Source organism: Fuscibacter oryzae (assembly GCF_016765795.1).
Lineage (GTDB): Bacteria > Pseudomonadota > Alphaproteobacteria > Rhodobacterales > Rhodobacteraceae > Fuscibacter > Fuscibacter oryzae.
This window is the reverse complement of the sequence record NZ_JAESVP010000002.1, coordinates 512,299-524,773: the sequence shown is the minus strand read 5'-3', so window position 1 is coordinate 524,773 and position 12,475 is coordinate 512,299. Positions and strand designations below refer to the sequence as shown.

The 12,475-nt window shown below is 62.7% G+C and carries 14 protein-coding genes; 10 read left to right on the top strand and 4 right to left on the bottom strand.

Annotated elements, in window-relative coordinates; genetic code table 11:
- Position 1 precedes the first annotated feature (1 nt).
- The 3 genes from JI744_RS05815 to JI744_RS05805 all read right to left on the bottom strand — a co-directional run bounded on the left by JI744_RS05815 (position 2) and on the right by JI744_RS05805 (position 3,694).
- A complete protein-coding gene (locus JI744_RS05815; protein ID WP_236019261.1) occupies positions 2 to 1,681 on the bottom strand; it encodes a capsule biosynthesis protein in 1,680 nt (559 codons plus the stop codon).
- Entirely contained in the window at positions 1,665 to 2,324 is a 660-nt protein-coding gene (locus tag JI744_RS05810) for an ABC transporter ATP-binding protein (RefSeq protein WP_202658740.1), read from the bottom strand. The genes JI744_RS05815 and JI744_RS05810 overlap by 17 nt, the downstream gene beginning before the upstream one ends.
- Before the next feature lie 155 nt (positions 2,325 to 2,479).
- Positions 2,480 to 3,694 carry a Na+/H+ antiporter NhaA gene (locus JI744_RS05805; RefSeq protein ID WP_202658739.1) on the bottom strand — a complete coding sequence of 405 codons (1,215 nt, stop codon included), beginning with the start codon at positions 3,692 to 3,694 and terminating at the stop codon, positions 2,480 to 2,482.
- A gap of 371 nt (positions 3,695 to 4,065) precedes the next feature.
- Between JI744_RS05805 and JI744_RS05800 the strand changes: the two genes are divergently transcribed.
- The 5 genes from JI744_RS05800 (at position 4,066) to JI744_RS05780 (ending at position 7,303) form a co-directional block, all read left to right on the top strand.
- Complete coding sequence (locus tag JI744_RS05800; RefSeq protein WP_202658738.1) at positions 4,066 to 4,662, top strand: uracil-DNA glycosylase family protein; 597 nt, start codon at positions 4,066 to 4,068, stop codon at positions 4,660 to 4,662.
- Positions 4,646 to 5,431, top strand: coding sequence for an SseB family protein (locus JI744_RS05795; protein WP_202658737.1), 786 nt, complete (start codon positions 4,646 to 4,648; stop codon positions 5,429 to 5,431). The genes JI744_RS05800 and JI744_RS05795 overlap by 17 nt, the downstream gene beginning before the upstream one ends.
- 210 nt (positions 5,432 to 5,641) lie before the next feature.
- Positions 5,642 to 6,106, top strand: a complete 465-nt coding sequence (gene rplM, locus JI744_RS05790) for a 50S ribosomal protein L13 (protein ID WP_202658736.1) — start codon at positions 5,642 to 5,644, stop codon at positions 6,104 to 6,106.
- Positions 6,107 to 6,109: 3 nt separating this feature from the next.
- The gene (gene rpsI, locus JI744_RS05785) at positions 6,110 to 6,595 is read left to right on the top strand and encodes a 30S ribosomal protein S9 (RefSeq protein WP_202658735.1); all 486 of its coding nucleotides are present in this window, start codon (positions 6,110 to 6,112) and stop codon (positions 6,593 to 6,595) included.
- 90 nt (positions 6,596 to 6,685) lie between these two features.
- Positions 6,686 to 7,303, top strand: coding sequence for an FMN-binding negative transcriptional regulator (locus tag JI744_RS05780; RefSeq protein ID WP_202658734.1), 618 nt, complete (start codon positions 6,686 to 6,688; stop codon positions 7,301 to 7,303).
- Between the two features lie 58 nt (positions 7,304 to 7,361).
- Here the strand turns inward: JI744_RS05780 and JI744_RS05775 are convergent, their stop codons facing one another.
- Positions 7,362 to 7,568 carry a DUF1127 domain-containing protein gene (locus JI744_RS05775; RefSeq protein ID WP_202658733.1) on the bottom strand — a complete coding sequence of 69 codons (207 nt, stop codon included), beginning with the start codon at positions 7,566 to 7,568 and terminating at the stop codon, positions 7,362 to 7,364.
- A gap of 89 nt (positions 7,569 to 7,657) precedes the next feature.
- Here JI744_RS05775 and JI744_RS05770 point away from each other — a divergent pair, with 89 nt between their 5' ends.
- From JI744_RS05770 to JI744_RS05750, 5 genes are all read left to right on the top strand, one after another.
- On the top strand, positions 7,658 to 9,058 hold the full coding sequence (locus JI744_RS05770; RefSeq protein WP_202658732.1) for an aminotransferase-like domain-containing protein: 1,401 nt from the start codon (positions 7,658 to 7,660) through the stop codon (positions 9,056 to 9,058).
- A gap of 199 nt (positions 9,059 to 9,257) precedes the next feature.
- Positions 9,258 to 9,518, top strand: coding sequence for a hypothetical protein (locus tag JI744_RS05765; protein WP_202658731.1), 261 nt, complete (start codon positions 9,258 to 9,260; stop codon positions 9,516 to 9,518).
- 123 nt (positions 9,519 to 9,641) lie between these two features.
- Positions 9,642 to 10,535, top strand: a complete 894-nt coding sequence (locus JI744_RS05760) for an ABC transporter permease (protein ID WP_202658730.1) — start codon at positions 9,642 to 9,644, stop codon at positions 10,533 to 10,535.
- On the top strand, positions 10,532 to 11,338 hold the full coding sequence (locus JI744_RS05755; RefSeq protein ID WP_202658729.1) for an ABC transporter permease: 807 nt from the start codon (positions 10,532 to 10,534) through the stop codon (positions 11,336 to 11,338). Before JI744_RS05760 ends, JI744_RS05755 begins: the two co-directional genes overlap by 4 nt.
- Positions 11,339 to 11,379: 41 nt before the next feature.
- A complete protein-coding gene (locus JI744_RS05750; RefSeq protein WP_202658794.1) occupies positions 11,380 to 12,456 on the top strand; it encodes an ABC transporter ATP-binding protein in 1,077 nt (358 codons plus the stop codon).
- Positions 12,457 to 12,475 lie beyond the last annotated feature (19 nt).

Genomic DNA, 12,475 nt, shown 5'->3' with positions numbered 1-12,475 from the left:
CTCACGCGGTGACCTGCTCTCGCAGGATTGCAACTGTCATCGAGATCATCAGGTAAATCCCCGTAAAGATCAGCAGCGACACGAGCGTGTTTTCAAACGCACGCGGGTAGGCTGCCTCATCGGGACGCACCGGGCTGACCGCGATAGACAGATAGCGCGTCTGGCGGTTGGCTTCCAGCCTGGCCGTTTCCATCGCCTGCAAGGCGGCGGCCATCATCAACTGCCGGGTCTGCACATCGGAGGAGGCGACCAGAAGCTGGCTTTGAACCTTGGCGATGGACAGGCCAGAGGCGCTGTCTTCGGTCAGCTTGGCGCGCAGTTCTGCAATCTGCGATTCAATGGTGGCGATGCGGCGCTTTAGCGGTTCCATCCGCGCCTGATTGGGGCTGGCGTTCGACTCCATCTGCGCCAGCGACAGGCGGTCCTGCGTCATCTGGCTTTCCAGTGTGGCGATCTGGCTGGTGACCAGCGTCGCCTCGACCTCAGAGTTCAGAACCTTGAACTGCTCTTGCAGGTCCACAACCTTCTGATTGGCATCCTGCAATTTTTTCTCGGCATCTTCATAGGCTTCCAAGGCACCCTTCATCTGGTCGGCGCGCAGGCGCTGGGTCAGCTTGTCCACCTGATCTTCGGCATAGCTGATCAGGGCCTGCGAAAATTCGACCGATTTGTCAGGGTCCGCGGCGCGCACCTCCATCTTGATCAGGCCTTCGGACGGGTCATAGGAAACCTTGACCATCTTTTGATAGAGCTTGAACACCTCTGCCTCTGAGGCCCCGGCGGGCAGCCGCAGCAGGGCGTCGATGCCGGGGGCCGAAAAGTGATCGCGAAAGCCCTTGTCCGCTTCCAGTCGCTGCATGGCGCCCTGGCTTTGCAGATAACCCTGAACCGCAATCGAATCCTGCGAGGTGGCGAATTGCGTGCCGCGCAGCAGGCTGCTCATCCCCGCCGCCGCCGCCGGTTCGGCCTGTTGGATCACGAATTGCGTGGTGGTCGCATAGATCGGCGAGGCGATGACATAGTAATACATCGCCGCCAGCAGCGTCGGCAAAAAGACAAACACCGACAGCCGCGCCAGCAGCATCGCCGATTTGCGGCGGCGGCGGCGCGCAATGTCGCGCTGGATCTTCATCACCTCGGCGATATGGGCCTGTTCGGCCTGCAATTCAGGGCTGGGCAGCCCCGGCGGGCGGATGGTCTGGGGAAGGCGAGGCATATCGCCTGGCGTTAAAGTCAGGGCACGCGAGCCGATGGGCGGTTCGGGCGGCAGGCCGCCGCTGACCACCTCCAGCGCGGCGTTGGCCTGAAACGGGTCAATGCCCCGGCTGCGCAACAGCCGCACGGCATCGAAATCAGAGGTGGCGGGCAACCCGTGCTTTTGCGCCAGACGCCGCGCGATGCGCAACTGGCGACCCGTCAGCCCTTCGCGCCGGATCGAGTCAATCTCGACCGGGGCGGCATCCGGGGTGCCGGGCACCGGGGCTGCAACCCGCGTTTCGCCGCGCGCGGTGGGAAAGCTGGCATTGCCGAAACCGTCATCTTCTTCTGACGGCATAAAGGGATTGTCGGGCACGACCTGTTGGGGCCGCGCGGCAGCTTGTGGTTCAGAGGCGGGGGACAGGGGTTCTGCCACCGAGCCATCGGGCCTGCGGGTACGAAAGCGCTTAACTGTGAGTTTCATAGTCATAAAGCCGCTTGGCCTCTTCCAGAGAGTCGAACATGTATATCCTGCCGTTGCGCATCACCGCAGCCGACCGGCAGAATTTTTCCAGCGTGCGGGGCTGGTGCGAGACGACGATGACGGTGGCGTTCTTCAACCGCTGGCGCAGCACCATGCCCGCCTTGCGGTTGAATTCCACATCGGTGCTGGAGGGCATCCCCTCGTCGATCAGATAGATGTCAAATTCCAGTGCCAGCATTAGCGAAAACGAAAAGCGCGACCGCATCCCCGATGAATAGGTGCCGACCGGCTGGTCGAAATAATGGTCGATCCCCGTCAGCCAGCGGCAAAAGCTTTCGACATAATCGGGGTCCAGCCCATAGAGGCGGGCGATATAGCGGGCATTTTCGGTTGCCGAGTGTTTCGAGGTGATGCCCCCCATGAACCCCAGCGGAAACGAAATGCGCGAGGTGCGGGTGATCTTGCCCTCATCCGGCTTTTCCAGCCCGGCCATCATGTTGATCAGCGTGGTCTTGCCGGTGCCATTGCGGGCCAGAACGCCAAGGGAATTGCCCAACTCGACCTTGAACGAGACCTGATCCAGAATCACCTTGCGATCCCGGCCGGTCCAGAAGGACTTGCTGACATTCTCGAACGCGATCATCCCTTGCCTCTGATACCGGTCTATCTGCCGGTTACCGCAGTGTTATTAACGCCCGGTTTGCGCCTGTCTCTGGCACCGGCATCTAGGCGATGTTTCGGGCAGCAATATGTCGCCATTGCCACATCGTAAACAATCCCTGGCAACTCACGGGATTGTCAGCGGCGAAACAAGCGTGCGAGCAGCATGACCAAAGGCCCCGCCAGCAGAGACAGGGCAAGGCCAAGGCGGGCCGCCTCGGTCATGCCGCCGCCGGGCAGGGCGACATCCAGCGCCACCACGGGAACGGTAAACCCCATGCCCAGCGTCAGCGCGACCAGCAGCAGGTCGCGCCCGGCGATGCCCTGCGGCATGGCCGTGCGCAGCGCCGCCAGGGCCACGACGAACCCCGCCATTATGCCAAGCGGCTTGCCGACCCAAAGGGCTGCAAGCACTGTCAGCGTGGTCGGTGCACAGGCTTGCAGGTCGATCCCGCCGCGCACCAGCCCGAACAGGAACAGCACAACCGCCAAGGGGCGCACCAGCAGATGTGCCAGCCGGTTCAACGGGTCGTGCAGAAACTCCTCTGCCTCGGCGAACAGGCCAAAGGCGCGGTCGGCATGGGGAATGGCCGGAATGATCGGCAACAGCCCCAGCGCGGGAGGCAGGCCAGAGGCGGCAACCCCCAGCCAACTGGCCAGCCCGGCCAGCACATAGGGCCAAAGCTGCATCGCGCGCTGCCGGTCACGCTCGCTTGCGCCGGGAACGGCGGCGCGGCCATAAGTCAGCCAGACGCCGAAACTTGCCACAAGGGGCACTAGCAGCCAGATTAGCCGCAACCATGATCCGGTCGGATCGGTCAGCCCCAGCAGCACAAGCCCCAGAATGTCAAAGCCGATGGCGGTCAGCAACAACAGGTGCAGGGCAGGGTGGCCCTGGCCAAAGATGCGCCGCCCGACCAGATAGCTGATGACCACATCAGAGCCGACGGGCACTTGCCAGCCAGCGGCAAAGGTCGCCTCGGCGGCGGTTTCAAAAAGGGTGCCCAGCACCAACCACACCAGAATCGCCCCAAGGGTTCCGCCAACAACCGCCGCAAGGGGCAGACGCGCGGTACGGCCCGAAAGGGCACCCCGTTCCAGCCGCAGCGCCTCCCACAGCTCTTTGGCGACAAAGGCGGTGAACAGCGCCATCAGCCCGTCGGATACCACCGAAAGGGGCGTCAGGCTTATGCCTTCCGGCGCGATCCACGCTGGCAACGGCAGGTCGGCAAGCCGGTATTCGATGGCATCATAATACCCCCCGTGATCCAGATTGACCCATAGCGTCGCCATCCCCACGCCTGACAGGAGCGCAAGGCCGAAATGGCGGACAAAGGGCGACACGCGGTACATGGGCGGACTCCGGTTTTCTTTCGCATAACAGGCCGTCACCGGCACGCAAGGGGCGGGGCGCGGCAAGGGCGTGGCCGGGGCGCGGGGTGTTGCCGAAGCGCCCGCCGCGGGGCGTGGTGGGGGGCGGATGAAAGCGTTCACATGGAACCAGACCCTGTTCATCTTGTTTCGCTCAGCAAAGGGCGTATCTTAGGGTCGTCCGGTCGCGTCGGGAATCCGCGACGGCGCGCTTGCAGTTGGCTCGTCCGAAGTCCGCAACTGCCGGGCACTTGCCACTTTGGCTAGATGACTGGACAAGCCGCGCGGTGGCGCCCCCCATGTTCGTTCCGCCACCTCTTGCGTCAGTCTCCGGCGCGGGGGAAGCTGGTGCCATGGAGTTTGCCGATCAGATCCGGGCCTGCCGCCTCTGCGCCCCGCGCTTTGCGGCCACCCACACCGCCCATCAGCCGCGCCCGGTGGTGTGGTTTCAGCCCGGTGCGCGGCTGTTGATCGCCGGTCAGGCCCCCGGCGCGCGGGTTCACGCCTCTGGCAGGCCCTTCACCGACCCCTCGGGTGACCGCCTGCGCGACTGGACCGGGCTGAGCGAGGCAGAGTTCTATGACCGGGCGCGCGTGGCCATTGTGCCGATGGCATTTTGCTTTCCCGGCTATGATGCCAAGGGGGCCGATCTGCCGCCACCCGCCATTTGCGCGCGCACATGGCGGGCAGAGGTGATGGCGGCGCTGCCAGATGTGCGCCTGACGGTTCTGGTCGGCGGCCATGCGATCCGCTGGCATCTTGGTGCGCGCGATGTCACCTCTGCCGTGGCCGACTGGCGTGCCTTTGCGCCGCGTGGCATCTTTCCCTTGCCGCATCCCTCGTGGCGCAATACCGGGTGGTTGAAACGCAACCCATGGTTCGCGGACCAGCTTGTTCCCGCACTACGGGATGCAATCCGAAAGGTGATGGCCGATGCAGACCCCGCTTGATACCGCCCATGCCGCGATGGTTGCGGGTGATGAGGCCGCCGCTTTGGCGTTTTATCGTCTGCTGGCCGATGCAACCCTGTTCCTGCTGCTGGAACGTGAGGCAGAAGGCGAGCGCATTCAGCCCCGTATCTTTGATCTGGCCGATGGCCCGGTGGTCCTTGTGTTTGATACCGAAGAGCGGCTGGCGGCCTTGGGCGATACGCCCTTGCCCTATGCCGCACTTCCGGGCCGGATCATCGCGCAGCATCTGGCGGGGCAGGGGATCAGCCTGGGGCTGAACCTTGGTACAGCGGCCGCCAGCGAGGTGATGCTGCCGCCCGAGGCGCTGAGTTTTCTGACCGAGCGGCTGGGAGCTGCCCCGCAAGAGTTGGAGGCGCAGGTCGAGGCCTTTGTGCCGCCGCAGGGCCTGCCGCCCGCGCTGGACGATGCCTTGCGTTTTACCCTGTCGGGGGCGGCGGGGCTGGCGCGGGCCGCCGTGCTGGCGGGGGTGCGCTATCAGGGCGGGCGGCGCGGCCATGTGCTGGCGATCCTTGATGCGGTTCCCGAAGCAGAAGAGCCGCTGGCCCGCGCCATGTCCGAAGCGCTGGCCTTTTCCGGCGTGGATGCAGCGGAACTGGATGTGACCTTCCTGTCCTCGGATGCCCCTGCGGTGCCGGCGCTGGTGCGGGCGGGGCTGATGTTCGACGTGCCGCTGCCCGAGGCACCGCCAGAGCCGCTGGCGCCGCCCCCGCCGGGCAGCGACCCTTTGAGACCGCCGCGCCTGCGGTAAGCGCCGGGGGTTTCACACCCCCGGACCCCCGTGGGATATTTGGGCCAATGTGAAATTGGATGGGGTATTTTGATACCGCATATTTTAACATACTGATATTGTGCGATATTATGTTGTTTTGCGCGCTTGACGCTTTGGGCCAGTTCGGCGATAAGCCCCCATCCGAGATTCCGGGGGGCAACCCCCGCCGCTCTTCATGGAAATGAACCGATGAAAACCTTTACCGCTACCCCGGCGGACATCGAGAAAAAGTGGATCCTGATCGACGCCGAGGGCGTTGTTCTGGGCCGCCTTGCCACGATCGTCGCCAACATCCTGCGCGGCAAGAACAAGCCGACCTTCACCCCCCACATGGACATGGGTGACAATGTCATCGTGATCAATGCGGGTCTGGTGCAGATGACCGGCAAGAAGCGCGACGACAAGCGTTACTACTGGCACACCGGCCACCCCGGCGGCATCAAGTTCCGCACCGCCCGTCAGGTGCTGGAAGGCAACCACCCCGAGCGCGTGGTGGAAAAGGCTGTCGAGCGGATGATCACCCGCAACCGTCTGGGCCGTCAGCAGATGTCGAACCTGCGCGTCTATTCCGGTGCGGCCCATCCGCATGAAGCTCAGCAGCCGACCGTTCTGGACGTGAAGCCGCTGAACCCCAAGAACACCCGGAGCGCGTAAATCATGTCCGACATCAAATCTCTTGACGATCTGAAATCGGCCGTGGGCGCTGTGGCCCCGGTGGCCGAAGCGGCGCCGATCCGTGTTGCCGTGCGTGACAAACTGGGCCGCTCTTATGCGACCGGCAAGCGCAAGAACGCGGTTGCCCGCGTCTGGGTGAAACCCGGTTCGGGCAAGGTTGTGGTCAACGGCAAGGACATCAACGCCTATTTCGCGCGTCCGGTTCTGCAAATGATCCTGAAGCAGCCCTTCACCATCGCCAATGTTGAAGGCCAGTTTGACGTTTACGCCACCGTTGCCGGTGGTGGTCTGTCGGGCCAGGCTGGCGCTGTGAAGCACGGGATTTCCAAGGCGCTGCAACTTTATGAGCCCGCCCTGCGCGGCGCGCTGAAGGCTGCCGGCTTCCTGACCCGTGACAGCCGCGTCGTGGAACGCAAGAAGTACGGCAAGGCCAAGGCCCGCAAGAGCTTCCAGTTCTCGAAACGCTAAGCCGTTTCGCATCTGGTTTCGGAAAGGCGCCCTGCGGGGCGCCTTTTCTTTTTGCGGCAGGGGCTGCAAGCTGCCCGCAAGGAGGCCGCCATGTACATCCCGCCCCATTTCGCCGAAGCCGATCCGGCCGAGGTTGCCCGCCTGATCGACGCCTATCCGCTGGCCTCAATGGTCGCCCAGACGGCCGAGGGGCTGGTGGCGAACCATCTGCCGGTTCTGTCCGAGGGGGATCGGATCATCGGCCATGTCGCCCGCGCCAACCGGCTGCATGAGCTGGTCGCGGACGGGCAAGAGGTGTTGCTGATCTTTCGCGGACAGGATGGCTATGTGTCGCCCAACTGGTATCCATCCAAGGCCGAGACGCACAAGGTGGTGCCGACCTGGAATTATCAGGTGGTGCATATGCTTGGCCGGATTCGCTGGGACGACAGTGACAAGTTCAAGCGCCGCGCGGTGGCACTGCTAACCCGCAAGATGGAGGGGGCGGCGGGCTGGAAGATGGGCGATGCCCCGCGCGATTATCTGGATGGGATGCTGGCGGCCATTGTCGGCTTTGAGGTGCAGGTGGAGCAGGTTCTGGCCAAGACCAAACTGAGCCAGAATCGCGCCGATGCCGATTTCGATGCGGTCAAAGAGCGATTCGAGGATCAGGGGCGGGGCGCGCTGTCTGATCGGATGGCGCGGATGCCACGCGGCGGGGCGGAATAAAAAACGGCCGGGGCGAACCCGGCCGAAGTTGGGGATAGGGAAGCAAAAAGCGGAAGGGTCAGGCCCGCCAGAAGGGCTTTTCGGCCTCATCCACGGCGGCGACAGGGTCAAGCCCGATGTCGCGCAGCACATGCGGGTCAAGCCGTTTCAGGGCGGCGCGGGTATGGCGGCGATTTTCCCAGGCAAGAACGGTCATCGCAACACTAAAGGCGATCCGCGACAGGGGCGGCAGGGGACGTTCGGCGATCAGAAGGCTCGACTGCATGGTGGCACCTAATTGTATTGATACAAGAACCGATGTTCTGTAGATAAACTATACAATCGCGCAGTTGTTCGCGCCAGAGGAACATTGTCATGGATACAACTTGGACGCCCTCTCTGGCCAATGACGCAGGTCCGAAGTATCTGGCCCTGTCTCGGGCGCTGCGCGAGGCGATCCGCGCGGGCGAATTGCCCGAGGGCAGCCGGCTGCCGACGGTGCGTGATCTGGCATGGCGACTGGATGTGACGCCCGGCACCGTCAGCCGCGCCTATCAGATCGTCACGCAAGAGGGGCTGCTGGAGGCGACCGTTGGCCGCGGCACCTATGTTGCTGCCCGCGCGCCCCGTCTTGGTCCGACCCAACCCCTGTTTCTGGAGCGTGATCCCGGCGTGGCGCAGGGCCGGGTTGACCTGCGGTCGCCGCAACTGCCCGATGTCGGCCAATCGGTGGCCTTCTCGCAGGCCCTGCATCGGATTGCCGATCAGATCGGGCCGGATTGGCTGGATTATCCCAGCCAGCGTGACGGTAAGCCCCTGCGCGAGGCGGTCTGCCGCTGGCTGGAGGCGCGGATCATCGGGCCTGCTTCGGCCGAGGATGTGACGCTGACCCATGGCGGGCAGAACGCGATCAATCTGGTGCTGGCGATCTGCCTGCGCGGCGACCGGCCGGTGGTGCTGACCGAAGACCTGTCTTACCCCGGCTTTCGCTATGCCGCGCGGCTGGCGCGTGCCGAGGTGGTAGGCGTCGAAATGGATGAAGAGGGGATGCGCCCGGATGCGCTGGAGGCGGCCTGTCGCCGCCACGGGCCGCAGGTTCTGTTCCTGACGCCCGACACCCAAAACCCGACCACGGCCCGTATGGGGCTGGAGCGGCGGATGCAGATCATCGCGATCGCCCGCAACTTTGACCTGCAAGTGATCGAGGATGAATGCTATGCGCCCTTCATTAACGATCAGCCCGCCTTGCGGGCGCTTGCGCCGGAACGGGTGTGGTATGTCGGCAGCTTTTCCAAATCTGTCTCGGCTGCGCTGCGGTTTGGCTTTGTGGTCTGCCCGACGGGCATGGGAGAGGCAGGGCGGCTGACGGCGCAACACGGGTTCTTTGCGCTGTCAAAAGCGGTGTGCAGCCTGTGCCAGGATCTGCTGCTGTCGGGGCAGGCGGATGAGATCCGACAGGGCGTGCAGCGCGAAATGGGCGACCGGCTGACCATGATGGTGAACCGTCTGGGTGCGTTCGATCTGTCGTGGCAATCGGGGATGCCTTTTGCCTGGCTGCGCCTGCCGATGGGGTGGCGTGCGTCAACCTTTACGCGGATGGCCGAGGATGAGGGGGTGCTGGTGCGCTCTGCCGATCAATACGCCCTGATCCATGGCCGCGCGCCAAATGCGGTGCGGCTGGCGGTGGCTGGCAACATTCCCCGGCAACAATATGAGGCCGGGCTGGCCAGTCTGGCGCATATGCTGCCGCGTCCGCCAATGGATATGGCGGTCTGATCTGCCGGATTGTGGCGGTAATGTGGCGATAATGTGGGCATGGTGCGGCGAGGCTTGCGGGGCTGTTGCGGAGGTGCCGCAAAGTCAGGCGCTGGCGGCGGCCCGCACATGTTTGTGACAATGGTAGGGTTTTCCTGAATTGTCGCCTGCGCACAATCGGGGCAGGATCGTGCCAGAGCAGAACAAAAGGCCCGAAAAAATGGGACAACAGGCAACCTTTCACGCGCCCCACGGTGGCGCGGATTTTCTTGGATGGCGCAAGGCGCGCAGCGGTGCGACCGAGATCGTCTATGACGATGGCGTGACCCGCCGCATGATCTGGCGTGTGGCCGGTGGCAGCCCGAACGAACTGCGCCTGTCGGATGCGCTGCGCGTCGCGGTGGGATCGGTGCGGGTGGTGCCGACGCTGTATGACGAGCTGAAAAAGCGCGCTATCGCCATTGAGCGCGTCGCCGGATAAATACTGCCCTTTATTCAGGCAGTTGCTTGCCTTTCATGCCATCCTCGCGCAATTTTGCTTGCGTGGATTGGGAAGTGCTGACAAATTTGATCAAAACTTCTCCAGTGCCAAACGGGGGGCATGATGGCGACTACCTCACTTTTCGACCGCGTTCGACGATCCGAGGCGGCGAGCGGGATCGCGCTGATTTCGCCGACGGCGCTTTATGCGATCCTGCTGCTTGCGGCACCACTGGCGACGGTTCTGATCTATTCGGTGATGACCGACGGCCCGTCTGTCGGCGTGATCTGGCAACTGAACGGTGAGAATTACGCCAAGGTCTGGACCGAACCGATCTATCGCGCAGTCATGCTGCGGTCGCTGCTGGTTTCGTTCGCGGTGACGGCAGTGACGGTTCTTCTGGCCTATCCGGTCGCCTATTTCGTCAGCTTCAATGTGCCCGCCTCAAAAAAATCGCTTTGGCTGTTCCTGATTACCATCCCGTTCTGGACCAGCTATGTCATCCGCGTCTTCATCTGGAAGGGTATCATCCTGGGCTATAACGGGGTGATCAATCAGGTGCTGATGGGCGTCGGCCTGACGTCAGAGCCATTGCAGGCCATCAATTACAACGTCGGCGCCATCATCATCACGCTGGCCCACGCCTATGCGCCCTTTGCCATTCTGCCGATCTTTGTCAGTCTGGAAAAGATTGACCGCAGCCTGCTGGAAGCGGGCCTTGACCTTGGCGAAAGCCGTTTCCTGACCTTCCTGCGCGTTACGCTTCCCTTGTCGATGGCAGGGGTGATTGCGGCGGTGATGATCGTCTTTATCCCGACTGTCGGCGACTATGTGACGCCTACGCTGATCGGGGGCGGCAAGGTCAACATGATCGCCAACCAGATTCAGGTCGAGATGCTGAAACAGCACCGCATGGCGCTGGGGTCTGCCATCGCGGTATCGGCCATGCTGATCGTGTGCGTCATCTGTCTGGTGTTCCTGTTCATCAACCGTCGTTTTCTGGGGGCGCAGAAATGAAGTTTCCGGTCCTTCGCGTTTACACGGTCCTGTATCTGATCTTCCTTTACGCCCCCATCGCGTTGTTGCCGGTCTTTGCCTTCAACTCGTCAAAGGTCATTGCCTTTCCGCTGGCTGGGTTCAGCACCCGCTGGTTTGCCGAGATGCTGAATGATGACCTGTTGTTCCGCGCCGCCAAGGCAACGCTGATCATCGCGGTATCCTCTTCGATCCTTGCAACCTGTCTTGGCGTTCTGGCGGCCCGCGCCTCTACCCGGTTCCGCTTTCCGGGCAAGGGCGGGGTGATGGGGCTGATCATGCTGCCGATGATCCTGCCCGATATCATCGTGGCGATGTCGCTGCTGGTGGTGCTGCTGGCGATGGGGGTGAACCTGTCGCTGCTGACGGTCATTCTGGGCCATGTGCTGATCTGCACGCCTTTCTCGGTGGCGATCCTGACCTCGGCGTTTCAAAGCCTTGATAACTCGCTGGAAGAGGCGGCCTATGATCTGGGTGAGACGCCGCTTTCTACCTTTCGGCTGGTGATCCTGCCGCTGGTGATGCCGGGCATCGTGTCGTCGCTGCTGATCTGCTTTACCATTTCGATCGACGAATATGTGATTGCCAGCTTTCTGGGCGGCAATCAGACGGTGCTGTCTGTCTATATCTTCGGCCAGTTCCGCTTTCCGGCCAAGGTGCCGGCCATGCTGGCGCTGGGAACCATTCTTGTCGCCCTGTCGATTGCCCTTCTGACCATCGCCGAATATTTCCGCCGTCGCGGCATCGCGAAGACCGGCGCCAAAGATACCGGAGGCTTCCTGTGACCGTTTCCGCCGAAAAACCAACTATGCCCGAAAAACCGACGATGATCGAGTTCAAGGACGTTCAGAAATACTATGGCGATTACCACGCCTTGCGCGGGATCACCGCCACCATCAAGGCCGGAGAGTTCTTTTCGCTGCTGGGCCCCTCTGGCTGCGGCAAGACCACGCTGTTGCGCACCATTGCCGGGTTTGAAGGGATTTCGTCGGGCGCTGTGCTGATCGACGGCAAGTCGATGGCAGAGGTGCCACCGAACCTGCGGCCCACGAATATGGTGTTTCAGTCCTATGCGATCTTTCCCCATCTGACGGTGGAACAGAACGTGGGCTTTGGCCTGCGCAAAGACCCGCGGTCGGTTGCCGAAAAGCAAAAGGCCGTGGATGAGGCTTTGGGGATGGTGGGCCTGAAGGGGTATGGCAAGCGCGCCGCCCATGCGCTTTCGGGTGGTCAGCGGCAGCGCGTGGCGCTGGCCCGTGCGCTGATTTTGAAGCCCAAGGTGCTGCTGCTGGATGAACCCTTGTCGGCGCTGGACAAGAAAATCCGCGAACAGATGCAGATGGAGCTGATCAAGCTGCAACGCGAGGTGGGCATCACCTTCGTTCTGGTCACCCATGATCAGGAAGAGGCGCTGGTCATGTCTGACCGCATCGCCGTGATGTTTGAAGGCGAGATTGCGCAACTGGCCGACCCTGAAACCCTATATCGCAAGCCCGCGAACCGCAAGGTGGCAGAGTTCATCGGCACGATGAACTTTTTGCCCGCCAGCATCGTTTCGGAAGATACCGGCAAGATCACCGTTGATGCCGAAGGGTTTGGCCGGATTGAGATCAATGCGACGCAGGTCTCTAAGGCCAATCCGGGCGATGGGCCTTCGGTCGGGTTCCGGCCCGAAACGCTGACCCTGCTGTTTGACGGCCAGACCGCCAGCGACCGCGAAAGCACAGCCACCGTGTCGGAGGTCGTCTATTACGGCGACATGACCTATTACGACGTCAAGCTGGCGGGCAGCGATACGCCGCTGCGTCTGTCGATGCGCAACACGCCCGGGCGGCCGGTGCTGGATATCGGCGCGCCGACCCGCGTTGCATGGTCTGCCGGGGCGATGGTGCTGTTCCGCTAGGGTGTCGCAGACAGACTAA